Below are 23,461 nucleotides of genomic sequence, written 5' to 3'. Positions count from 1 at the left end.
AGGGAGTTATACAATGAAATTAATTATTGCCGAGAAACCAGATCAAGGTTTGGCTCTTGTTTCACAATTTAAATATCGCCGGAAAGATGGATATTTAGAAGTAGAAGCGAATGAGTTATTTCCAAATGGAGCGTACTGTACATGGGCAATTGGTCATTTGACGCAGTTATGTAATCCAGAACATTATCATGCAGAGTGGAAAAAATGGTCACTTGATACGTTACCGATGATTCCAGAGCGTTTTCAATTTGAAGTAACAAAGTCGAAGTATAAGCAATTTAATGTAGTGAAACAGCTGTTACATAATCCACAGGTAACAGAAATTATTCACGCGGGCGATGCTGGGCGTGAAGGGGAATTGATTGTACGAAATATTATTAACCTTTGCAACGTGCAAAAGCCGATGAAACGTCTTTGGATTTCATCTTTAACGAAACAAGCTATTTATCAAGGCTTTAAAAACTTACTCGATGAATCAGATACAATCAATACGTACTATGAGGCGTATACAAGGTCATGTGCGGATTGGGTTGTTGGTATGAATGCATCGCGTGTGTTTAGTATTTTGCTAAAGAAAAAAGGAATGAACGATGTATTTTCAGCTGGTCGTGTACAAACACCGACACTCGCGTTAATCGTAAAGCGTGAGAAAGAAATTGAAAACTTTAAGTCAGAGCCGTTTTGGGAAGTGTTCGCAACCTTTAATATAGAAGGAAAGAAGTATGAGGGGAAATGGGAAAAGGATAATGAATCCCGCTTACAAGACCCTGATATGGCAAATAAAATTGCAGCATTTTGCCAAGGAAAACCGGCGGTAGTAAAGGAAATGAAAACGGAGCGTAAAGAGTTTCAGCCTCCGCTTTTATTTAACTTATCATCACTACAAGCAACGGCAAATAAAGCATTTAAATTCTCACCGAAAAAGACGCTTGATATAACGCAAGCACTATATCAAAAAGGAATTGTTTCTTATCCTCGTTCAGATTCCAACTATGTTACACAAGGTGAAGCGGCAACATTCCCTGATATTTTACAGAAGTTAAGTCAGTTTGATGAATATAAAGGTTTATTACCAGCTCCGGTTGAATCGATTATGAATAATAAGCGTTATGTGAATGAAAAGAAAGTAACAGATCACTACGCCATTATTCCGACAGAGCAAGTTACAAACCCAAGCAGATTATCAGGTGATGAAAAGAAAATTTACGATATGATCGTAAGAAGACTTATAGCAGCTCACTATGAAGTTGCAATCTTTGACTATACAACGATTGTAACGCTTGTAGATGAACGTGCTGAATTCATTTCAAAAGGAAAACAGCAAATTCAAGAAGGATGGCGTAAAGTTATTTTCCAAGACGATAAAGATGATGAAACCATTCTTCCAATTGTAGCTGAAGGTGAAGAAGGAAAAGTTGTAAAGGTGAAAGTGAAAGAAGGAAAAACACAACCACCGAAGCGTTATACAGAAGGACAACTTATTACGTTAATGAAAACAGCTGGTAAGTATTTAGAGAATGAAGAGCTGGAGAAAGTATTAAAGAAAACAGAAGGTTTAGGTACAGAAGCAACTCGTGCAGGTATTATTACGATGCTAAAAGACCGTAAATATATAGATGTGAAAAAAAACCAAGTGTATGCGACTGATAAAGGAAAAGTATTAATTACCGCAATCGGTGACAAAATACTAGCTTCACCAGAAATGACCGCAAAATGGGAGCAACGTCTTGCGGAAATTGGGGAAGGTACAGCATCACCAGCAACTTTTATGGAACAAACGAAAAAATTATCAGCTAAAATTATTGAAGATGCGGTTGAAATGTCTGAGAAGTGGGATTTCACCGGATTACATGTTGAATCGATTGAGCGAAAAGGATCGAAATTTACAACGGGTAAAAAGGTTGGTAGCTGTAAAAAATGTGATGGCGATGTAATTGATAAGTCAACGTTTTACGGCTGTTCTAATTACAACACGACACAATGTGACTTTACCATCTCGAAGAAGATATTAAGTAAAACAATTTCGCAAAAGAATATGACAAAGCTCTTAAAAGGTGAAAAGACCGATTTAATTAAAGGCTTTAAAAAGGGCGAGAAAACATTTGATGCGAAGTTAGAGTGGAAAGATAATAAGATTAATTTTGTATTTGAGAATTAAGTTGTTTCAACAAATAAAAAAATATGATAATTAAACTGTATCCTATAGAATAGACGCTTAAAAAAGTCTATTCTATAGGATATTTTTTTGAATAAGGAGTGCTATTTATTTTTTATTGAAAATAAAATGTACAATAAAAAATATTTATAGTTGATAATTATTTATTGTAAAACAATAAATAATGTATTAAAATCAATATCGTGATAAATCAGTGAGGTGCTTTTTATAGAAAGGCAACAACGCTGTTTTTTATTAGAGGAGGTAAAACTATGAACAATCACAATTTGATTATTGAAAATATTGACAACCCTCATGAGTTGGAGAGAATGTATAGAAAAGACCCGAAAGCTTTTAAAAAATCATTCTCACAAGCATGGGCTCAAAAACCTGATTCTCAGGTTCTAGGTGCTTGGTATGAAAGGTTACATTTCAAGGAGACGGCAAATGCGGAAAAAAAGTCGTTGTTTCAAAAAGGTTTCTTATTTATGGGCATGTTAGCTATTCTGGCCGGGATAAGCACCAGAATCATTTTCTACTTTGTCGAACAAGAAGTAATTGCTCCAATTAACCTAGCTTTTGGTGTAATTCCCTTTATTGTCGCTTATTTTGTCTACCATAATACGCCGAAAAAAAGTATTATTTATTCCCTTATAGCGTTGTTCCTAATTTCCGGGATATATCTTAATACGTTGCCATTAAATTATAAAGACAGTATTATCCTTGCTTATTTACATCTTCCTATATTTTTATGGGTCTTGGTAGGACTTGCGTTTACAGGAAATGAATATTCAAAAGGTAGTACAAGATTAGCTTATATTAAATTTAATTTGGAATATGCCCTTCTCTACGCGAGCATGGCAGTTAGCGGAATGATTTTAGCAGTATTCACCATGCGTTTATTTAGCTTTGTTGACTTGGATATAGGAGAATTCTATTTTAGTAATATTGTGTTATTTGGTGCTGCTGCTCTCGCTATTGTAGCTGCATATTTAGTATCAATGAATCTTAAACTTGCTAAAAATATTACACCATACATATCTAAAATTTTTAGTCCTCTCGTCCTGATTACGTTGCTAATCTATCTTATAACGGTTATATGGGTCGGGAAAAATCCGTTCTTGGACCGCAATTTCTTAATGGCCTTCAACGGAATACTTCTTGGCGTATTGGCCGTTACCATATTTTCTATCGTTGAGAGTGATTCGGATGAGAAAAAGAACATTTCAGATTATATAAATTTTGCCTTAATTGTTCTGGCGCTTATTATTGATACAGTAGCTTTGTCAGCCATCGTATTCAGACTTTCTTCATACGGGATTACACCTAATAGACTTGCTGTTTTAGGGGTAAACATACTGATCTGGGCAAATTTAATTTGGATTATGTTTTCCTATATGCGTTTCTTACAAAGCAAATCAGGACCAACAGCTATCCAAGATGCCGTTACGAAGTATTTGCCAATCTACGGACTTTGGGCAGCTTTCGTTATATTTACGTTTCCTTTAATTTTTAATTAGAAAGGAACTGTTGATGTAACGAAAAGTCAATTTTCCGTAACGTATAATATCGGCTTATTTTGGATATGGAAAAATATATTGAAACTATTTTAATGTAATATATAATAAATTTAGATAATTGAATAAAAACTTCTTATTAAGAGAGGTGGAGGGACTGGCCCTTCGAAGCCTCAGCAACCTAATGTGATATAAAGGTGCTAAATCCTGTAGGATCTAAAAGTCCTAATAGATAAGAAAGTAGGTATAAGTAAACCTTCTTCTTATTTTGAAGAAGGTTTTTTGTCATTTAAATAGAGAATTAGAAAGGTGGTGATATAGAAGAGAAAGGATCAAAGAAAATATAGAAGGAGAAACCGGAGGGCATAGTGAATAATCGAGTTGGAAGTTTAAAAGAGGATAGCGTTAGTAATAGTATTTGGAGCAATAAAATTTTTTCGTATTTTTTCTTAGCAAGTTGCATTTCTTTAATAGGTAATTCTATGGTTACGCTCGTTTTACCGTTATGGGTAATGAAATTAACGAATTCTCCATTACTTGTCTCGGGAGTAAACGTTGCAATTGCGACGGCGGCGATTTTATTTGCACCTGTAACAGGAACGTTAGCAGATCGAATGTCGAGAAGAAAGCTTATGATAATTGCGGATGTTATGAGATGTATCGTCATGATTTTAATTGCAGTTATAGCATTTTATAATAAAATGCTATACATTCCGTTACTAATTTTACTTATAATACGTTCAATTGGGAGTGCTTTATTTACTCCAGCTTCAAATGCAGCATTAGTGACATATGTGGAAGAAAAGCATGTTCAACAGGCGATTACGCTGAGACAAATCTCAATACAAATCATATCGGTAGCCATTCCTTTAATGGCTAGCTTTTTAATTAGTATTTTTAATTTTCATGGAGTATTTATGTTAGATGCAATTACATTTTTTATATCATTTTTAATTTTAATGAACATCAAATTTCCACGTGAACTGAAAATTGAAAAGAAAAAGCCTTTTTACGAAGATTTTAGAGAGGGTTTCTCCATATTTAATAGTAATCAATCATTGAAAACATTGCTTATGAGCGCTGCCGTTATTAATTTACTTGGAGCGGCGTGTATGCTTTCACTCCAAGTAATAGTTGTTAGAGAAATGGACCTTTCTACGCGGTGGTATAGTATAGTTTTTGTGGCATCACCGATAGGGATTTTAATAGGAGCATTTATTACCAAAAAGATTCGTACATATAAAACGATTACGACTGCTTTTATATTTACTGCTATTATGGGGATTTTTAATGCTGCAATGGGTACGACAGTAAATCCGGTGTTATTTTCTGTTTATTATTTTCTATCAGGGATTGCATTTGGAGTGAGTAATGTATATTTTGGAGTGTTGTATAGAAAGTTAATTCCAAATGAAGTGCAAGGAAGATTTTTCGGTTTTTTAAGTTCGTTATTATTAGTATCTACTCCAGTTGGAATTGCACTAACAGGATATTTCTTAGAGTCAATTTCAGCTTCTATTGTATTTATTATAATTGGTATTATTACGTTTCTAGTTTCGGTTATTTCATTTGTAATGATAAATAAGAAATAAGTGTTGTATGAGATTTTTCAAAAATAAAAAACGTCCTGCTATAGGACGTTTTTTATTATGTATATTGCTGCTTCTTCTTAATAAGCAACAAAACTTGTGACACACAAGCTAGTACCGGTAACTCAATCAATGGTCCAATAACGAGTGCAAGTGCGATAAGAGGTTCGTCTGGAAAAGCGGTCACAGCGATAGCGAGTGCAACAGGTGAGTTTCTTGCTAAGGTTGTTAAGCTTAGACTTACTGTATCTTTGTAAGATAAATGCATGATGCGCCCGATAAATTGTCCTAGTACAAAATTAATGATGAAGAACAATAGAACAGGAATGAGTAATAATAAAACGACATTCATATTTTGTAGTAAATATTTACCTTGTGATGCAAACATCGCTACGATTGCTAAACTTAAAAATACAATTTGGGCAGAGCTGAAAAACGGAATGAGTTTATTCTCGAGCGTTTCAGCTTTTTTCAGTTTATTCATAATGAATTTTGTAGCGTGTGCAAGTAAAAATGGTAAGACAATTACGATAACAATGCTCTCTATTAAAACAGAAACGGCTACAGTCTTCATGACACCAGCGAATAAAAATAAATAAATGGGAAGAAGTAGTACTTGCAAAATTAAATTTACAGGTAAAATCGCAGTAGAAAGTGCTACATTTCCTTTCGCTATTTCAGTAAAGATTAAGTACCAATCTGTACATGGAGTAACCATTAACATAATAAATCCAACCCAAAGCGCAGGGTGATCTGAAAGAAATAGTGCTCCTAATCCCCAAGCGAGTAAAGGTGTCCATAAAAAATTAATAGTAAGGCTTGTTCCAGCAAATTTTAAATTACGAAATCCGTTTTTTATTTCTTTCAATGGGATGCTGAGGAATAATCCATATAGCATGAAAAATAAGAAGGGAACAATAAATTTGTCTGAATACATATGTATAACATTAAATTGTCCAAGTATGATGCCGCATGTAACAGCAAAAAGAATAATAAAAGTTTGAATCTTTTCTATCGTGCTCATGAATGAATCCTTTCTAAATATGAATTTTCCTCTCTAAGTTTATTATACAAGTAATAAGGTTGTAATTTGGTGTTCAATTGTATTTTAGTTAATGTTTTTAATTTGAGATTTATTTTTTATTAAAAGTTACTTGACTAAAGTAAGTGGCTATATTACAATCACTTACATAAGGTAATTAAATAACAAAAAGTTTTTGTATCTGTACTTAAGATATCTATTGGAACTTTTTATTAGAATAAGAATTTTTGTGATGATGAATAATGAATATGATAAGAAAGTTTAGGTGAAGAAAATGGGATTATTTAGCTCGTTATTTGGTAAAAAAGAAGAAAATCAAAAAGTAGAGGAGAATAAAACAATGTCAAAAGTATTATTTGTAAAAGCAAACGATCGCCCAGCGGAGCAAGCAGTTAGTTCAAAAATGTATGAAACATTTGTAACTACTTATAAAGAAGCAAATCCGAATACAGAAATTACAGAGTTAGATTTATTTGCATTAGATCTTCCTTATTACGGAAATATTGCTATTTCAGGTGGATACAAACGTAGTCAAGGTATGGAATTAACAGCAGAAGAAGAGAAGGCAGTTGCTACAGTAGATCAATATTTAAATCAGTTTTTAGAAGCTGATAAAGTTGTATTTGCATTCCCATTATGGAACTTTACTGTACCAGCACCATTAATCACATATATTTCATATTTATCTCAAGCTGGAAAAACGTTTAAATATACAGCTAATGGTCCAGAAGGTTTAGCTGGTGGTAAAAAAGTAGTTGTGTTAGGTGCTCGTGGTTCAGATTACTCTTCAGAACAAATGGCTCCTATGGAGATGGCAGTTAATTACGTAACAACTGTACTTGGATTCTGGGGAATTACAAATCCAGAAACTGTTGTAATTGAAGGACACAACCAATATCCAAATCGCTCACAACAAATTGTTGAAGAAGGTTTAGAGAACGTTAAGAAAGTAGCGGCGAAATTTTAATTAATTGATAGTAAAAATGGAAAAACCAACATGGATGACCATGTTGGTTTTTTAGTCTATTTCTATGTTAAAAAATGTATATTTATAAAATGAATGAAAAGTTTGAAAATAGTATTGCAAAATATTATATATCAAACTATAATGAGTTCAAGAATAGTTGATACTTAAGTTAAATATTCAGAAAATTCAATTAGTTAAAATTGGAAATGACATAGGTTATTTTGAATGGAGGTTATATTATGACGAATAAAGTACCGTTTTCGTTCATAGTTGTTATTGGTTTAATGTTATTTGCACTATTTTTTGGGGCAGGAAATTTAATATTCCCAGCAATGCTTGGTCAATCGGCAGGAGAGAATGTGTGGATTGCTAACGCTGGATTTTTAGTAACAGGTGTAGGTTTACCGTTGCTAGGGGTATTAGCATTTGGAATTTCAGGTAAAGAAGATTTACAATCGTTAGCAAGTCGTGTACATCCAGTGTTCGGCATTGTATTTACGACAGTTTTATATTTAGCGATTGGTCCACTATTCGCTATTCCGAGAACAGGCAGCGTTTCTTATGAAATTGGTATGAAGCCTTTTGTACCAGAAGCTATGAGTTCTTCAGCACTCATTCTTTTTACAATTATATTCTTTAGCATCACTTGTTTTTTTTCGCTAAACCCCGCGAAAATTGTCGATATTGTAGGAAAAATCTTAACGCCAATTAAGTTAACGTTTATTGGGATTTTAGTAGTATTTGCTTTTATTCATCCAATGGGAGAAATGCAAGCACCTGCAGAGGCATATACATCACATGCGTTCTTTAAAGGGTTCCAAGAAGGTTACTTAACAATGGATACGTTAGCATCATTCGTATTCGGTATTATTATCATCAATGCGATTAAAGAAAAGGGCGCAAAAACAAAAAAAGACATTATGATTGTTTGTGCAAAAGCAACATTAATTGCTGCATCTATTTTAGCAATGATCTATTCAGCACTTTCATTTATGGGAGCTTCAAGTGTTGCAAAACTTGGTCATTTAGATAATGGTGGTGCAGTATTAGCAAAAGTTTCAAACTATTATTTTGGGTCATACGGCGGAATTATATTAGGAATTATGGTTACAGCAGCATGTTTAACGACTAGTGTAGGACTTGTTTCAGCGTGTTCTTCATTCTTCCATAAACTATTCCCGAATGTTTCGTATAAAAAGATAGCAATCATCTTATCAGTGTTCAGTGCAGTTGTTGCGAATGTAGGTTTAACACAATTAATCGCAATTTCTGTTCCTGTATTAATCGCGATTTATCCATTAGCAATCGTCTTAATTTTCCTAACGCTTCTTCATCCATTGTTTAAAGGGCGAGCAGAAGTGTATCAAGGTAGCTTATTAATAACATTTATTGTAAGTATGTTCGATGGATTAAATGCAGCTGGTATGAAGTTAGCAGTAGTGAACGATTTTCTTACTAAAATACTCCCAATGCATGAAGTTGGATTAGGATGGATTTTACCAGCACTTATTGGCGGATTGATCGGGTACGTCATTAGCATTGTGAAAGCAAAAAATCAAGTTCAACCAGCAGCTAGTGCGGATAAGAAAATAGGTTAAATAAAAAAGTTATAGAACTTGTTTCTATAACTTTTTTTGTTACTATTAATAATGAGAGAAAATAAAGTAGTAGGGGAAATAAAATGAAAAAAACAATTGATCACATCGGCATCGCAGTGCGCGATATAGATAGTACGATAAGTTTTTATGAAAAGGTATTGTTAGGAACATTAATAGATCGTTACGTAAGTGAGGCACCTGGTGTTGAAAGTGAAGTAGCCATTCTTGAAGTGGATGGAGATAGAATCGAATTACTTGCACCGACGAATAATACGACGTCGCCAATTGCCAGATTCATTAAACAAAAAGGTAAAGGTGTACATCATGTTGCATATCGAGTAGATGATTTGGATGTAGCTTTAGAAGAATTGAAAGAACAAGGTATTCGAACGTTAGAGCATACACTTCGAATGAATAAACACGGCAGAAGATTAATCTATCTTAACCCAGCGGATACAGAGGGAACAATCATAGAGTATTGTGATTATCCGGAAGAGAAATAGAAAAAAGATATTTTTAAAAAGATGTTACGTAATAAAGTAACATCTTTTTATTTATGTATTTCACATTTTCTTCACAAATGATTCACGATAACTTTTCTTCTTCAGGAACTTACATAAATATATTTTATGATATAATTACAATCGACTTTAAAAATGTAAGTTGTATCTATACAGGTAGTTACTATTTTATTAGAAGTTTAGAGGTGAGAGAGAAATAAAGAGTTATACTGTGTAGAAGTTTATATTTAATTAGGTTAATATTTCGCCGGAGAATTAAACTTGGGAATTTAAAGTTATGAAAATAGAGGGATGAGGAAGAAAGAAGTGAAATGAGTATGAAAGTAATGAGAAGGGTAGGGGCATGGCTATTACTTGCATGTGTGCTTATTATATTGATACCGAAAAGTGCATCTGCTCATGCGTACGTTGTGAAATCAAATCCTACTGAAAATGAAACATTGAAGAAAGCACCATCTGTTGTGAAAATTGAATTCGATGAGGACATACAAGTTTCAAGTTTTAATACATTGTACGTGAGAGATACATCAGGTAAAAGGGTCGATTTAAAAGATGCTCATATTGATACAAAAAATAAAAAGCTACTAGAAGCCGGATTAAAAGAGAATCTCAAAAACGGTCTGTACTCTATTCAGTGGAAAGTGATTTCAGCTGATGGTCATCCAATTCAAGGAGTTATTCCATTCCGTATTGGATTAGCAGAAGTAAAAGCAGACGATATACAAGTGGAAGAGATGGGTTACGTCCCACAAATCGATATGATTATGGAACGTGGAATTTTATATACAAGTTTCTCATTATTTATAGGCGTGCTATTCTTTAATCTTATTATGTATAAAGGGAATGCAACTTCGGTCCGATCAAGGAGTAAGAACATAATATGGATCTCCTTATTTGGGATATTGATTAGCTTGTTATTCAATCTACCATTGCAAGCGAAAATAAATGCGGATGTTTCATGGCTAGAAGCATTCAATCCTTTACTATTAAAAGAAACATTACAGCTTTCTGTTTTTGGTTATGTATGGATTACTCAAATGACTCTTATTAGTTCGCTTATAATCGTTACGTATTTTGCGATGAGGCGCGAGAAGCTTTCGTCGTTTAAAGTATGGAGCATTCCAATAGTATTGTTTATTGGGATACTTGTTATGAAAGCATGTAATAGTCACGCATATGGTTTAAAGTTTAAAGACATTGCTGTCGTTATGGATTTTCTACATTTATTCGCAGCTTCATTATGGATTGGTGGTCTATCATCTATTATTCTCCTTTTACGCAAAGAGGATAACAAGTGGAGTATGTATTGGGATATGATTAAGCGTTTTTCACCGTGGGCAACATGTGCTGTCATTGTGATTTTCATAACAGGTCTTTTTAACAGTACATTTTTTATTCCAACAATCCACTCGTTATTTGATACGAAGTATGGATTAGCTTTATTAGCAAAGATACTTTTATTCATTTTCATGGGGATATTGGGAATTATTCATTATGTGAAAGGGAAAATGAGAGCGGAGCAAGGATTAGGTGCTACGGTAAAAGTAGAGTTTATCATTGGAATTATCATTTTCGTAATCGTAGCTTTTATGACAAATGTACAAACACCACCGATGCCTCCTACTGGACCTTTTACAGAGAGTAAACAATTAGATAATGGATATGAAATGACGCTAAATGTAAGTCCTAATAAAGTAGGACAAAATATATTCCATATTACTTTAAAGGATGAGAACGGACAACCTGTTACTGATATGGAACAAATTATATTAACGACTCAATCGTTAGATATGAATATGGGAAAAGGATCATTTAAAGTTTCGGCAGTTTCACCGGGAGAATATGAGGCGGAAGGTATGTATATTAACATGACAGGTAACTGGAATATACAAGTACATGGATTAACAAAATCACTTGATAGCTTCGATACGGATTATAAGTTTATTGTAGGTGGCAGATAAAGTGAAACTCTAATCAGTGGGGTATCCCCCGCTGATTATTAGCCCGCCCCCGCCTAACTTCTTTGCTTTGCGGGATAAAGAGACGTTATAGATGAAAAGGAGTAAATAGAAAATGAAACGTATAAAAAAATTAGGAACAACAATGATAGCAACAGTAATTGCAATGGGAATTTTTTCGTTACCTGTTAGTGCGCACGTAACTGTGAAGCCAGCAACTTCTGACATCGGCTCTTGGGAGACTTACACGATAAAAGTACCAGTTGAAAAGAATATAGCAACAACAAAAGTTACACTGAAAATACCGTCTGGAGTAGAGTTCCAACAGTATGAACCAGTGCCAGGATGGAAAGTGGAAGAGCAAAAAGATAATGCTGGAAAAGTGAAAACTGTAGTATGGGAAGCAACAGGAGAAGGGATTTTACCCGGTCAGTTCCAGCGATTTACTTTTGTCGCTAAAAATCCGGATAAAGAGCAAAAAATAGCTTGGGATGCATACCAACAATATAAAGACGGAGAAATTGTGGAATGGACGGGCGATGAAAAAGCTGAAAAACCACATTCACTTACAACAATTGCAAAAGGTACGTCATTAACAGGAGAACATGGTGAAGTGTCTAGTGTAGAAAAGAATGAAGGTACTAGTAATATGCAATTGATAGCAATTGTTTTATCTATTTTAGCGATTGTATCTTCGGTAGGTACGTGTGTTTTTATGGTACGTCGTAAAAAATAAGTAATAATGATAAGAAGGAGCCTACAATCAGTAGGCTCCTTCTTATGTTAATTTACTTCACTTCAACTCGCTGCCCTACAGCAAGTGTTTTCGGCTTTATATTTACGAAACAAATACTCACTACAATAAATAATAGTCCGATGAATAAGCTAATAGTAATGGCTTCATGTAAGAAAATTGAACTTACAATAATAGCGATTAGAGGAATGAGAAATGTATAAGCCCCAACTTTACTTGCTTCACCAGCTCCAACGAGTGTGAAGTATGCAAGCCACCCCATTGCAATAACAAAGAATGAAATAAAGAGTAGTACACTAACAAACGGCATGCTCCAAGCGATACTAGACCAACTTTCAAACTCTGATCCAAATCCAATTAAGCAAAGTCCGCCAATAATAAGTTGCAGTGTTACCATCCAAATGGAATTAACGCGGTGCCCAGTCTTCTTAATAAATACGGTTCCAAGTGCCCAGCCAATAGCGCATCCTATCGCGAGAAGAATCCCGATAATAGAAATATGTCCAGTTAAACTGCTAGAGCTAATAACACCTACGCCAATAAATCCGAGTATAAGCCCGAAAATTTTTAACCCATACATTGATTCTTCAAGCCATATCCAAGAGAAAATACCAAGTAAAACGGGTTGTAGAAATACGATGGCGGAAAATAGCCCAGCAGGCATATATTGAAGGCCGACAGTTTGTAATCCGTAAAATATAATGATGTTAAGTAAAGAAGAAATAACGTATAAATGCCAAGTTTCTTTTAAGTGTAACTCTTTGTATTTCGGTAATGCGAACAGGAGTAAAATGAATCCTCCAATTAAAGTTCGAACGCCTGCAAATAAAACGGGTGGTGTATAATGCAGAGCAAATTTAGATAAAGGCCAATTGATTCCCCACATGAAAACGAGAAAGGTAAGGATGATGGCCGTCTTAGTTCGAGAAAGCTGTGTCACTGTAAGACCTCCTTGATGTTATTCATTTCACTATGATATGATATCGACTGTAATAAATAAAATGAATCTTTTTTATGAGGAGTATAAGTGATTAGTTATGACCATTACACAACTGCAAGTATTAATAAAAACTATTGAGTTAGGTAGTTTTACGAAGGCAGCTCGGGTGTTAAATATGACGCAACCAGCTGTAAGTCATGCGATTTCAAGTATTGAGTCAGAGTTAGGAGTTACGATTCTTATACGTGATAAACGAAAAGGGTTAATTGTTACGGATGTAGGAAGCAGAATTCTTGTACATATTAGAGAGATTTTGAACGGTGTAGAGAAGATTGAACAAGAAGTTGCGATGGAGAAAGGACACGAAGTTGGGACGATTCGAATTGGGAGTTTTCCGAGTGCTTCTGCACATTTCTTACCGAAAATGATAAACCATTTTAAGGAGAAGTATCCGAACTTAGAAGTCGTTCTTTGTGAAGGAACGATTAAAGAAGTTGAAGATTGGTTAGTATCGAGGGTTGTTGATATAGGGATTGTTATTTTACCTAATAAAGAGATGGAGATTGTTCCATTAACGAAGGGGAAAATGGTTGTTATTTTAAGAGAGGATCATCCTCTTTGCAAGAAGAATGCTGTTACAATTCGTGATTTGGAGAATGAACCGATCATATTATGTAAGGGCGGATACGAACCACCTATTATCGATATGTTTAAACAAGCAAATGTACCACTTCGAGCTGAGTATGTAATTTCGACAGTTACGACAGCTTTAAATATGATTCAAGAAGGGTTAGGCATTGCAATATTAGCTGAATTATCTTTAACGAATTTACCAAAAAATGTGCAAACGAGAGAATTGGAACCGCAAGTATGGAGAGAAATTGCTTTAGCTGTTCCTTCATTAAGGGATTCTTCAATCGCTGTGCAGCTATTTATTGAAGAATTTCAGGCGCTATTTGCAGAATAAAAAGAGGTGTCTCGTATATTATAATGGGACACTTTTTAATTTACTTATAAAAAATATGTGAAAAGGATTGACTTATTTTTCAGTTGTAACTATAATGATTACATCGAGGTGGTGATTACGCTGAAAATTAGTAGCCGCTTTTCCATAGCTGTTCATATTTTATCTATTTTGAAAAACAATCCATCTTCACTTTGTACTTCAGACTATATGGCTGAGAGTGTCAATACAAATCCAGTAGTCATTCGTAAAATCATGTCGTACTTGAAACAAGCTGGCTTTGTTTACGTAAATCGTGGACCGGGTGGCGCAGGTTTACTAAAGGATTTACATGAAATCACATTGTTAGATGTGTATCATGCAGTGAATGTAGTGGAAGAGGATAAATTATTTCACATTCATGAGCAACCAAATCCAGATTGTCCAATCGGAGCAAATATTCAAGCGGTATTAGAAGTTATATTAATACAAGCGCAATCTGCGATGGAAGAAGTTTTGAGAAATATTACGATGGGGCAGCTGTTTGAAACTTTGCAAGAAAAAATGAATGCTTAAATCATATTTATATTTTTTTAACATTAATGTAACCTGTATGGTTACAACTATAAAGGTAAGGTGTAAAAGTTATGACTGTAAAAATGAAAGTATACTCAGATTTTATATGTCCATTTTGTTTTTTAGCAAAAGGTCCATTAGATGAAGTAGCGAAAGAAAAAGATGTAGAAATTGAATGGATGCCATTTGAATTACGTCCAAGTCCATATTCAAAAATAGATCCATGGAATGAGCCAGAAAAATTAGGTTCATGGGATGCTTTCATTCTTCCGACAGCGAAGAAGTTAGGAATTGATATGCGTTTGCCACGTGTTTCTCCGCATCCATATACACATTTAGCTTTCGAAGGGTGTCAATTTGCGAAAGAATGTGGACTAGGTAATGAGTATCATCACCGCGTATTCACAGCATTTTTCCAAGAAGAGCAAAACATTGAAGATATTGATGTGTTAACAAAATTAGCGGTAGAAGTAGGACTTCCTGAGGCGGAATTTAAAGATGCTTTAGTAACTCGTAAATATAAAGAAAAGCATCAAGAAGCAATTCAGCACGCATATGATGAAGCGAATATTATGGCTGTTCCAACTGTCATGATTGGAGATGAAGTCATTCAAGGGCTTGCTAGTAAAGAAACACTAGAAAGGGTCATTGATAAAGAAATTGAAAAGGATAAAACAAATTCATTTGAAGGTATGCAATGTAATACCGATGGATATTGCTAATTCGCTTGTTATGAAATAACAAAATAAATTATAAAACAAACATTTGGAGGAATTAAAATGTCAGCAACTACAACAAACTTAAAAGAAGCAATCGTGAACCGCCGTTCCATTCGTAAAGTAACAAAAAACGATGCAATTACGAAAGAAAGAATTGAAGAAGTGCTAAAAACAGCTTTACACGCACCAACATCTTTCAATATGCAAAGTGGTCGTATGGTTGTATTAATGGATGGGGAGCATGAAAAGTTTTGGGATATTGTGAAAGAAACATTAAGAGCCCGCGTACCAGCAGAAAACTTTGAAGCGACTGTAGAAAGACTAAAAGGTTTTCATGCAGGTGTAGGAACAGTTTTATTCTTTGAAGATCAAGCAACTGTAGAAAAAATGCAAGAAAACGCACCGTTATATAAAGATCAGTTCCCATTCTGGTCTCATCAAGGAAATGCGATGTTACAACATACTGTGTGGATGTTATTATCTGCTGAAGGAATTGGGGCGTCATTACAACATTACAACCCAATCGTAGATGCTGAAGTGAAAGAAACTTGGAACATTCCAGCAGAGTGGAGCTTAGTAGGTCAAATGCCATTTGGTGAACCAAACGAACAACCAGCAGAAAGAACGTTCTTGCCTACTGAAGATGTAGTGAAATTTTATTAAGAAATTTAATATATAAAGAGTGAAATAAAAGGAGAGTACATATTATCCATAAATGTACTCTCCTTTCGTATGTAATGTTAAACTCTTATTGCAAGCGCAATTACCTACATAGGAATCGAAGTCTTTCTTTACAATTAAAAATCTATTATGTTTTTGAAATGACAGTAAACATCCCCGTCATGTTTGGTGAGTAATCCTTAAAATCAAATTTCTCATAGAACGAGTCTTTACCTTCTGATGCAAACAAACCGACAAACGCTTTATCAGGGGCATTTTCATGTAAGTATGTAACTAAACGATGCATGATTTCTTTCCCGATACCATGTTTCTGATAATTCGGATGAACTACTATATCTTGAATATAGAAATAGATAGATCCGTCACCAACAATTCGCCCCATGCCGATTATTTGTTCATCATCGTTCACTGTGATGCAGTGAATAGAATTCTTCAGTGAAATATTTGCTACATCAAAATTCATATAATTAGTCCATCCAACAGAATCACACAAATATTTGTACTCTTCTAATGTTGGAATGTTATGTTTAAACTCAAATGTTTTCAAAATGTTCCCTCCAAGCCCTTAAATTCAACAAGTATATACATTCGACATTTTTTTATCGTTTCCTCTTACGTAATTGCCCTTAGGTGTTGAATTTTGGGCAGTTTCCTTATTTGTATTAATTTATAAGGGTTTAGGGAAAAAATATTAGAAATAATGCAATAGAAAGGGAAGTAGAAAAATGAATGATGAGAAAAAATATACAGTGGTAGGTACTGATGTTGAGGAAGTAAAGCGTTTAAATAAAAATTCAGGGTTAACGTATAATCAAGTGAAAGAAATGTTAGCAAAGCAAATGCAAAAAAAGAAGTAATTAGATTGAAATCTTTCATTTTTTCATTTAGCATTTTGATTGGAGAGAGTTAAGTAAAAGGTAACTCTCTTTTTCGTATAAAGAAGCACCTTATAGAGTGGAGGAAGCAACATGAAGAAATGGGTGAAGGTAACGCTGTCTATCGCTGGAGGCATAGTCTTAGTAGCATGTGCCAGCGGATATTACGTGTATAAAAATTATTTTCCAAAGGAACCTGAGCGTATTGTATATGATAAAGAAAGAGTGCTACAACCGATACATAATCAGCTTAAAGGAATCAATATAGAAAATGTAAAGATAAAAGAAAAAGAAGTTGTAAATGCGACTGTAGATGAGCTTCAAAAAATGATTGATGATGGAAATTTGTCATATGAAGAATTAACGAGTATTTATCTCTTTAGAATACAAGAACATGATCAAAATGGAATAACATTAAATTCTGTTACAGAGATAAATCCTAATGCGATGGAAGAAGCAAGAAAGTTAGATCAAGAGCGAAGTAGAAACAAAAAGTCGAATTTATATGGTATTCCTGTCGTTATAAAAGATAATGTACAAACGGCAAAAGTGATGCCGACTAGTGCAGGAACTTATGTATTAAAAGATTGGATTGCAGATCAAGACGCAACAATTGTGAAGCAGTTGAAAGAAGAAGGGGCATTTGTTTTAGGAAAAGCGAATATGTCTGAGTGGGCGAATTATTTATCTTTTACAATGCCTAGCGGATATAGCGGGAAAAAAGGACAAAATTTGAATCCATACGGTCCGATTATGTTTGATACATCGGGATCAAGTTCAGGATCTGCTACAGTAGTTACAGCAGATTTTGCACCGCTTGCAGTCGGAACAGAAACGACAGGATCGATTGTAGCACCCGCAGCGCAGCAATCAGTAGTTGGGTTACGTCCATCTTTAGGTATGGTAAGTAGAACAGGAATTATTCCGTTAGCTGAAACTCTTGATACAGCAGGACCTATGGCAAGAACGGTAAAAGATGCAGCAACGTTATTTAATGCAATGATAGGTTATGACGAAAAAGATGTTATGACAGAAAAAGTGAAAGATAAAGAAAGAATTGATTATACAAAGGATTTATCAATAGATGGATTAAAAGGGAAAAAGATAGGGCTTCTTTTTTCTGTAGACCAACAAGATGAAAATAGAAAAGCAGTAGCAGAAAAGATTAGAAAAGACCTTCAAGATGCAGGTGCGATATTAACTGATTATATTCAGTTAAACAATGGGGGTGTAGATAATTTACAAACATTAGAATATGAATTCAAGCATAATGTAAACGACTATTTTTCACAGAAAAAAAATGTGCCGGTAAAATCGTTAGAAGAGATTATAGCGTTTAATAAAAAGGATAGTAAAAGACGAATAAAATACGGACAAACATTAATTGAGGAGTCTGAAAAATCTGCTATAACGAAAGATGAGTTTGAAAAAGTAGTGCAAACGAGTCAAGAAAATGCAAAAAAAGAGCTAGATAGATATTTAGTAGAAAAGGGTTTAGACGCTTTAGTTATGATTAACAACGAGGAAGTTCTTCTATCCGCTGTAGCTGGCTATCCAGAATTAGCGGTGCCAGCAGGATATGATAACAATGGAGAGCCAGTAGGTGCAGTATTTGTCGGGAAGCAATTCGGTGAGAAGGAACTGTTCAATATTGGATATGCGTATGAACAGCAGTCTAAAAATAGAAAACCACCTAAACTGTAAAAGGTTAAACGAAAAAAAGAGCTCAACTGAAGTAAGTAGGTGGGCTAATATAAATAGAATCTAACAATATAAAAAGAAAAAAAGGATTCTTTCTAATTAGTAAGAAAGATTGTCTATAGAAGTTCATAAAATGTAATATATTCAATTTCCATCCATTGAAGGGGGAGGTTAAATCTTAATGAATGAAGTGAAAAATTTTTTTCGAAGTAGAGGGTTTCAACGGTTTCTCGTTTTAATAATATTAGCGCTTGTATTATATGGATTAAAAAGTATGATCAACTTAATATTAATTACGTTTATACTGACATTTTTAATGGATCGATTTCAACGTTTTATTTCAAAGAAATTGAAAGTGAACCGGAAAATTGTTATCGCCTGTTTGTATATCATATTAGTTTCCTTTATTGGCACGACATTGTATAAATATTTACCTGTGTTAACGATACAAATTTCGCAATTGATTTATCAATTTAAATTGTTTTTTCAAAACCCGCCTGATAATGAAATCATTAAATATGCACTTTCGACAATTAACGGAATGGAAGTATCAAAGTATATAGAACAAGGTGTAGATGTCATCTATCAATCGATAGCAAATATAGGGAAGGTAAGTTTACAAATATTATTGTCTCTCATATTAAGTCTCTTTTTCTTATTAGAAAAAGAGCGTATTATTACCTTTACTTCTAAATTTAAAGAGAGTAAGCTAAAGATTTTTTATGAGGAGATTGCATATTTTGGCGAAAGGTTTGCAAGATCGTTCGGTAAAGTAATTGAAGCACAGTTTTTAATTGCGGTTGTAAATTGTATTCTTACTGTTATTGCATTAATTGTTTTAGGATTTCCACAGCTTCTCGTATTAGCTGTTATGATTTTTCTACTAGGGTTGATTCCAGTTGCAGGTGTGATTATTTCTTTATTTCCACTTTGTATCATTGCTTATAACGTAGGCGGAGTTATATACGTTGTGTACATACTTGTGTTCATTACAGTCATCCATGCTCTTGAAAGTTATTTTTTAAACCCGAAGTTTATGTCTGCGAAAACAAATTTACCAATCTTTTATACATTTATGATTCTCATTTTTTCAGAACATTTCCTTGGAATATGGGGGCTTATTATCGGGATACCAATCTTCATCTTTTTATTAGATGTACTTGATGTAAATAATGAGGAATCGATTAAAAAATAGAAAATAAACAAAAAAGCAATCCAAAAAATTTTGGATTGCTTTTTCACATATATGATTAAAGAACAGGAGCCATTGTTTCTTTCAACACTTGAACTGAGTGATCGAATTTTAATTCTTCGTCTTCACTTAATTCTACTTCTAAAATTTCACGAACACCGCCGCGATTTAAAACAGCAGGTACACCGATATACACATCTTTTTGACCGTATTGCCCTTCTAAATATGCCGAAACAGTTAATACACTATTTTCGTCGTTTAAAATTGCCTTAGTAACGCGTAGAAGTGACATACCAATACCATAGTATGTTGCCCCTTTTCGTTCAATAATATGGTAGGCTGCATCACGAACGTTTATGAAGATTTTGTCTAAATCTTCTTGATTATACGTATTGTCTTTTTCAAGCAGTGTTTGTAATTTTTGAATACCAACTGATACGTGACTCCAAACAGGAAGTTCCGTATCACCATGTTCTCCGATAATATAAGCATGAATGTTGTGTGGACCAATATTGAAGTACTCACCTAACATATAGCGGAAACGAGCAGAATCAAGTGTTGTACCAGAACCAATTACGCGTTCTTTCGGTAAACCAGATTCTTTCCAAGTTACGTAAGTTAAAATATCGACAGGGTTAGTTGCGATTAAGAAGATACCATCAAATCCGCTATCCATAATACTGCGCACGATTTGTTTAAAGATTTTTGCATTTTTCTCAACTAAATCTAAACGTGTTTCGCCTGGCTTTTGTGGTAATCCAGCCGTAATGACTACAAGGTCAGCATCTTTACAATCTTCGTAGCTACCTTTCCATACTCTAGTTGGAGCTGGAGCAAATGGAACGGCATGACTTAAATCCATTGCTTCTCCTTCAGCTTTTGCTTCGTTTACATCAACTAAAACAAATTCTTCAGCTACAGCTTGGTTAATCATGCAGTAAGCATAACTACATCCAACTGCTCCTGTTCCTACTAATACAACACGGTTAATCCCTTTTTTCATTTCAAAATTCCTCGCAATTTCATTGATTTTATTATGTAAGATAATACGTCTTACTTCTATAGATTCATATCTAGTTTATTACATTTTATAAAAGATATTCAAGTATTTGAAAATGTATCCGTGCAATTCTTTGCATGAAACATAGGAATTCAGTGAACCGAATATAATTCAGTAAAATCCTTTGTAAAAGGGGAAATGGCATGGGGAACCCATTAGCAATGGAAGAAATGCTTCATATTATTCATGCAGGGCTTGTTAAAAAGAATAACCCAAAACGAATTACGATTGCCGGTGCAGGGATTTCTGGATTAGTTGCAGGTTCTTTATTAAAAGAGGCTGGACACGAAGTAACGATTATAGAAGCAAATAACAGAATAGGTGGCAGGGTGTATACGATTCGGAAACCATTTAGTGTGGGTTTATATTTTAATGCGGGACCGATGAGAATTCCTGATACCCATAAATTAACCTTAGCGTATATTCATAAATTTAAACTACCTTTAAACCTTTTTATAAATAAAACTTTTGCGGATATCATTTATACGAATAACATTCAAACGAGATTGAATGTGTTTGAAGATAATCCAAGTGTACTTGAATATCCGGTTTTGGATAAAGAAAGAGGAAAAACGGCAGAAGAGCTAATGATTGAAGTATTAGAACCAATACTAAATTATATTAAGAAGGATCCTGATAAAAACTGGCTTATCGTTGAAAAAAAGTATAAAACGTATTCGCTTGGTTCATTTTTAATGGAGTATTATTCAGATGGTGCAATAGATATGATTGGGGTACTTCTTGATATGGAAGCTTATATGGGAATGTCCTTAATTGAAGTATTACGTGAAATGATTTTCTTTACTTCAACAACGAAATATTATGAAATAACTGGTGGAATGGATAAGTTATCGAATGCATTCTTACCACAATTAAGAGAACATATTTTAATGTCGTATAAGGTTGATAAAATCATACAAGAAGATAATAAAGTAATGTTACAAGGAAATCATGAACAAACGTTAGAGCAATTTACAATAACAAGTGATTTTGCTATTATTACAATTCCATTTTCAGCGTTACGATTTGTAGAAGTTCAGCCATACCATTTATTCTCTTATTTTAAAAGACGAGCAATTCGTGAATTAAATTATATTGCTGCAACTAAAATTGCGATAGAGTTTAAAAGTAGATTTTGGGAGAAAGCGGGACAGTGTGGTGGTAAATCTATTACTGATTTACCGATACGGTTTACATACTATCCGAGTTATGGCATTCATACTCCAGGGCCAGCTATCGTTATAGCAAGTTATACGTGGGCAGATGAGGCGTTAACATGGGATAGTCTCCCGCAAAGAGATCGTATTCGTTACGCATTAAAAAATTTAGCGGAAATATACGGTGACATCGTCTATAGTGAGTTTGTCACTGGAACATCTTTTAGCTGGAGTAAAAATCCGTATTCTTGCGGTGCATTTACAGCTTTCGAACCAGGCCAAGAGCTCGAGTTATTTCCGTATATTACACCACCATCTGGAAAAGTACATTTTGCAGGAGAGCATACGACATTAACACATGGATGGATGCAAGGGGCAATTGAGTCTGGAGTTAGAGTTGCATATGCAGTAAATGAACAGTGAAGATATATTTACAAATCACGACTCTTTTAATAAAATAATAAATATAAATCGTAATTATTACGCTTTGAATACGTTTTGAAATAAAGAAATGGATGGTCGATCAAATGAATAAAGTAGAAATTCATATATTAGGTGGCTTTTTAGGTAGCGGAAAATCAACATTATTACAAAATTTATTGTTAGCGGAGAAAAAGAAGAATAGAAAAGTTGCAGTGTTAATGAATGAAATTGGTGAATACTCAGTAGATACAGATATTATTGGAAAAGAGAATGTTTTAAGGGAACTTCTTAAAGGGTGTATTTGTTGTACGTTAAAAGAAGAGCTTGAAATACAATTACATTCGTTATATCAGCAAGAAAGACCAGATGTCATTTATATAGAAACGACAGGTGTTGCGCATCCAATTGAAGTGCTAGATGCATGTGTATCACCAATTTTAGCACCTTTCTTAGAAGTGAAATCAATAGTAGTCGTTTTAGATGCAGTAAGGTGGTTAAATCGAAGAGTATTAAGTGCAAACGTTCAGCAATTATTACATGAGCAATTAAAGTTTGGTAGCCACATTTTAATTAATAAATCAGATTTACTAACATTTGCGGATAAGAACAAAGTAATTGAAGAAGTGAAAGTAATAAATAATCATGCCAAATTGTTTGAAACACAATATTGTAATATTTCTTTAGAAGACATAGAAGAAGCTGAATTTACGAATGATAAGGAACATGAAACACTACATGTAAAACAGCATTTACATATACAAACGATGACATACCAATTTACGAAATCGATTGAGCAAGATAAATTATACGAATGGCTTTCGAATTTACCAGATAGTATTTATCGTGTGAAAGGTTTTGTGAAATTTCATGGAAATAAATACCCGCACCTATTCCAATATTCGTTTGGCGTACCAACTTTATTGGAACAAGACTTCGGTTTCCCGACGAATTTGGTAGTGATAGGGGAAGGGCTAGATAAGAAACAATTGGCTGAAGGGTTAGAGAAAGTGGAACTTAATTCTAATTAAGATTAAAAGGAGTTGCCACATAAGTTGATGAAAACGACTTATGGGGCAGTCCTTTTATTTTTTAT

The 23,461-nt window shown here is 34.1% G+C and carries 21 protein-coding genes and 1 riboswitch; of the genes, 17 read left to right on the top strand and 4 right to left on the bottom strand.

Annotation, left to right across the window (positions count from 1 at the left end):
• Positions 1-13: 13 nt before the first annotated feature.
• The 3 genes from topB to AC0L0O_RS15675 all read left to right on the top strand — a co-directional run bounded on the left by topB (position 14) and on the right by AC0L0O_RS15675 (position 5,264).
• Positions 14-2,158 carry a DNA topoisomerase III gene (gene topB, locus AC0L0O_RS15685; RefSeq protein WP_000766738.1) on the top strand — a complete coding sequence of 715 codons (2,145 nt, stop codon included), beginning with the start codon at positions 14-16 and terminating at the stop codon, positions 2,156-2,158.
• Positions 2,159-2,427: 269 nt separating this feature from the next.
• Positions 2,428-3,675, top strand: a complete 1,248-nt coding sequence (locus AC0L0O_RS15680; protein WP_001059286.1) for a DUF4153 domain-containing protein — start codon at positions 2,428-2,430, stop codon at positions 3,673-3,675.
• Between the two features lie 130 nt (positions 3,676-3,805).
• A riboswitch (SAM riboswitch) is annotated at positions 3,806-3,911 on the top strand.
• Between the two features lie 129 nt (positions 3,912-4,040).
• The gene (locus AC0L0O_RS15675; protein WP_001065357.1) at positions 4,041-5,264 is read left to right on the top strand and encodes an MFS transporter; all 1,224 of its coding nucleotides are present in this window, start codon (positions 4,041-4,043) and stop codon (positions 5,262-5,264) included.
• A gap of 55 nt (positions 5,265-5,319) precedes the next feature.
• Here AC0L0O_RS15675 and AC0L0O_RS15670 read toward each other — a convergent pair whose 3' ends face one another.
• Positions 5,320-6,285: an arsenic resistance protein gene (locus tag AC0L0O_RS15670; RefSeq protein WP_131369451.1), complete on the bottom strand. Its 966-nt coding sequence runs from the start codon at positions 6,283-6,285 to the stop codon at positions 5,320-5,322.
• A gap of 292 nt (positions 6,286-6,577) precedes the next feature.
• Between AC0L0O_RS15670 and AC0L0O_RS15665 the strand changes: the two genes are divergently transcribed.
• The 5 genes from AC0L0O_RS15665 (at position 6,578) to AC0L0O_RS15645 (ending at position 12,083) form a co-directional block, all read left to right on the top strand.
• On the top strand, positions 6,578-7,270 hold the full coding sequence (locus AC0L0O_RS15665) for an FMN-dependent NADH-azoreductase (protein WP_473785859.1): 693 nt from the start codon (positions 6,578-6,580) through the stop codon (positions 7,268-7,270).
• A gap of 239 nt (positions 7,271-7,509) precedes the next feature.
• Positions 7,510-8,868: a branched-chain amino acid transport system II carrier protein gene (gene brnQ, locus AC0L0O_RS15660; RefSeq protein WP_000182723.1), complete on the top strand. Its 1,359-nt coding sequence runs from the start codon at positions 7,510-7,512 to the stop codon at positions 8,866-8,868.
• An 83-nt stretch (positions 8,869-8,951) separates the two neighbouring features.
• Entirely contained in the window at positions 8,952-9,371 is a 420-nt protein-coding gene (locus AC0L0O_RS15655; RefSeq protein WP_000750862.1) for a VOC family protein, read from the top strand.
• Between the two features lie 329 nt (positions 9,372-9,700).
• Positions 9,701-11,350: a copper resistance CopC/CopD family protein gene (locus AC0L0O_RS15650; RefSeq protein ID WP_142337090.1), complete on the top strand. Its 1,650-nt coding sequence runs from the start codon at positions 9,701-9,703 to the stop codon at positions 11,348-11,350.
• Positions 11,351-11,462: 112 nt separating this feature from the next.
• Positions 11,463-12,083 carry a YcnI family copper-binding membrane protein gene (locus AC0L0O_RS15645; protein WP_000821403.1) on the top strand — a complete coding sequence of 207 codons (621 nt, stop codon included), beginning with the start codon at positions 11,463-11,465 and terminating at the stop codon, positions 12,081-12,083.
• Positions 12,084-12,135: 52 nt separating this feature from the next.
• Here AC0L0O_RS15645 and AC0L0O_RS15640 read toward each other — a convergent pair whose 3' ends face one another.
• Entirely contained in the window at positions 12,136-13,041 is a 906-nt protein-coding gene (locus AC0L0O_RS15640; protein ID WP_000192798.1) for a DMT family transporter, read from the bottom strand.
• Positions 13,042-13,138: 97 nt separating this feature from the next.
• Between AC0L0O_RS15640 and AC0L0O_RS15635 the strand changes: the two genes are divergently transcribed.
• The 4 genes from AC0L0O_RS15635 to AC0L0O_RS15620 all read left to right on the top strand — a co-directional run bounded on the left by AC0L0O_RS15635 (position 13,139) and on the right by AC0L0O_RS15620 (position 15,942).
• Complete coding sequence (locus AC0L0O_RS15635) at positions 13,139-14,008, top strand: LysR family transcriptional regulator (RefSeq protein WP_017561905.1); 870 nt, start codon at positions 13,139-13,141, stop codon at positions 14,006-14,008.
• Positions 14,009-14,128: 120 nt separating this feature from the next.
• Entirely contained in the window at positions 14,129-14,560 is a 432-nt protein-coding gene (locus tag AC0L0O_RS15630; protein WP_000704076.1) for an Rrf2 family transcriptional regulator, read from the top strand.
• A gap of 71 nt (positions 14,561-14,631) precedes the next feature.
• Positions 14,632-15,282 carry a DsbA family oxidoreductase gene (locus AC0L0O_RS15625; protein WP_000216663.1) on the top strand — a complete coding sequence of 217 codons (651 nt, stop codon included), beginning with the start codon at positions 14,632-14,634 and terminating at the stop codon, positions 15,280-15,282.
• 57 nt (positions 15,283-15,339) lie between these two features.
• Entirely contained in the window at positions 15,340-15,942 is a 603-nt protein-coding gene (locus AC0L0O_RS15620) for a nitroreductase family protein (RefSeq protein ID WP_001277021.1), read from the top strand.
• Positions 15,943-16,087: 145 nt separating this feature from the next.
• Here AC0L0O_RS15620 and AC0L0O_RS15615 read toward each other — a convergent pair whose 3' ends face one another.
• Positions 16,088-16,507 (bottom strand): GNAT family N-acetyltransferase, encoded by a 420-nt coding sequence (locus tag AC0L0O_RS15615; protein WP_042511464.1) that lies wholly within the window; start codon positions 16,505-16,507, stop codon positions 16,088-16,090.
• A gap of 178 nt (positions 16,508-16,685) precedes the next feature.
• Between AC0L0O_RS15615 and AC0L0O_RS15610 the strand changes: the two genes are divergently transcribed.
• From AC0L0O_RS15610 to AC0L0O_RS15600, 3 genes are all read left to right on the top strand, one after another.
• Positions 16,686-16,817 carry a hypothetical protein gene (locus AC0L0O_RS15610; RefSeq protein WP_000997344.1) on the top strand — a complete coding sequence of 44 codons (132 nt, stop codon included), beginning with the start codon at positions 16,686-16,688 and terminating at the stop codon, positions 16,815-16,817.
• A 111-nt stretch (positions 16,818-16,928) separates the two neighbouring features.
• Positions 16,929-18,539: an amidase family protein gene (locus AC0L0O_RS15605; protein WP_473785858.1), complete on the top strand. Its 1,611-nt coding sequence runs from the start codon at positions 16,929-16,931 to the stop codon at positions 18,537-18,539.
• A gap of 178 nt (positions 18,540-18,717) precedes the next feature.
• A complete protein-coding gene (locus tag AC0L0O_RS15600) occupies positions 18,718-19,731 on the top strand; it encodes an AI-2E family transporter (protein WP_001006574.1) in 1,014 nt (337 codons plus the stop codon).
• A 55-nt stretch (positions 19,732-19,786) separates the two neighbouring features.
• On the opposite strand, the gene AC0L0O_RS15595 is transcribed toward AC0L0O_RS15600, so the two are convergent.
• Positions 19,787-20,731 (bottom strand): L-lactate dehydrogenase, encoded by a 945-nt coding sequence (locus AC0L0O_RS15595; protein ID WP_000715326.1) that lies wholly within the window; start codon positions 20,729-20,731, stop codon positions 19,787-19,789.
• Positions 20,732-20,931: 200 nt separating this feature from the next.
• On the opposite strand from AC0L0O_RS15595, the gene AC0L0O_RS15590 reads away from it, so the two are divergent.
• Both AC0L0O_RS15590 and AC0L0O_RS15585 read left to right on the top strand, forming a co-directional pair.
• Complete coding sequence (locus AC0L0O_RS15590; protein WP_473785857.1) at positions 20,932-22,368, top strand: flavin monoamine oxidase family protein; 1,437 nt, start codon at positions 20,932-20,934, stop codon at positions 22,366-22,368.
• A 104-nt stretch (positions 22,369-22,472) separates the two neighbouring features.
• Positions 22,473-23,396 carry a CobW family GTP-binding protein gene (locus AC0L0O_RS15585; RefSeq protein WP_001044930.1) on the top strand — a complete coding sequence of 308 codons (924 nt, stop codon included), beginning with the start codon at positions 22,473-22,475 and terminating at the stop codon, positions 23,394-23,396.
• The last annotated feature ends 65 nt before the right edge of the window (positions 23,397-23,461 follow it).

The sequence above is a fragment of the Bacillus sp. GS3m_15504 genome (genome assembly GCF_055825275.1).
Note: the sequence above shows the minus strand (reverse complement) of the source record. Positions and strands in the feature narration are given on the sequence as shown.

What these genes read in the sequence shown, in the direction of transcription:
- topB (WP_000766738.1), top strand. Translation starts at nt 14, where the DNA reads ATGAAATTAATTATTGCCGAGAAACCAGATCAAGGTTTGGCTCTTGTT.
- AC0L0O_RS15680 (WP_001059286.1), top strand. Translation starts at nt 2,428, where the DNA reads ATGAACAATCACAATTTGATTATTGAAAATATTGACAACCCTCATGAG.
- AC0L0O_RS15670 (WP_131369451.1), bottom strand. Translation starts at nt 6,285, where the DNA reads ATGAGCACGATAGAAAAGATTCAAACTTTTATTATTCTTTTTGCTGTT.
- AC0L0O_RS15665 (WP_473785859.1), top strand. Translation starts at nt 6,578, where the DNA reads ATGGGATTATTTAGCTCGTTATTTGGTAAAAAAGAAGAAAATCAAAAA.
- brnQ (WP_000182723.1), top strand. Translation starts at nt 7,510, where the DNA reads ATGACGAATAAAGTACCGTTTTCGTTCATAGTTGTTATTGGTTTAATG.
- AC0L0O_RS15655 (WP_000750862.1), top strand. Translation starts at nt 8,952, where the DNA reads ATGAAAAAAACAATTGATCACATCGGCATCGCAGTGCGCGATATAGAT.
- AC0L0O_RS15650 (WP_142337090.1), top strand. Translation starts at nt 9,701, where the DNA reads ATGAGTATGAAAGTAATGAGAAGGGTAGGGGCATGGCTATTACTTGCA.
- AC0L0O_RS15645 (WP_000821403.1), top strand. Translation starts at nt 11,463, where the DNA reads ATGAAACGTATAAAAAAATTAGGAACAACAATGATAGCAACAGTAATT.
- AC0L0O_RS15635 (WP_017561905.1), top strand. Translation starts at nt 13,139, where the DNA reads ATGACCATTACACAACTGCAAGTATTAATAAAAACTATTGAGTTAGGT.
- AC0L0O_RS15625 (WP_000216663.1), top strand. Translation starts at nt 14,632, where the DNA reads ATGACTGTAAAAATGAAAGTATACTCAGATTTTATATGTCCATTTTGT.
- AC0L0O_RS15620 (WP_001277021.1), top strand. Translation starts at nt 15,340, where the DNA reads ATGTCAGCAACTACAACAAACTTAAAAGAAGCAATCGTGAACCGCCGT.
- AC0L0O_RS15610 (WP_000997344.1), top strand. Translation starts at nt 16,686, where the DNA reads ATGAATGATGAGAAAAAATATACAGTGGTAGGTACTGATGTTGAGGAA.
- AC0L0O_RS15605 (WP_473785858.1), top strand. Translation starts at nt 16,929, where the DNA reads ATGAAGAAATGGGTGAAGGTAACGCTGTCTATCGCTGGAGGCATAGTC.
- AC0L0O_RS15600 (WP_001006574.1), top strand. Translation starts at nt 18,718, where the DNA reads ATGAATGAAGTGAAAAATTTTTTTCGAAGTAGAGGGTTTCAACGGTTT.
- AC0L0O_RS15595 (WP_000715326.1), bottom strand. Translation starts at nt 20,731, where the DNA reads ATGAAAAAAGGGATTAACCGTGTTGTATTAGTAGGAACAGGAGCAGTT.
- AC0L0O_RS15590 (WP_473785857.1), top strand. Translation starts at nt 20,932, where the DNA reads ATGGGGAACCCATTAGCAATGGAAGAAATGCTTCATATTATTCATGCA.
- AC0L0O_RS15585 (WP_001044930.1), top strand. Translation starts at nt 22,473, where the DNA reads ATGAATAAAGTAGAAATTCATATATTAGGTGGCTTTTTAGGTAGCGGA.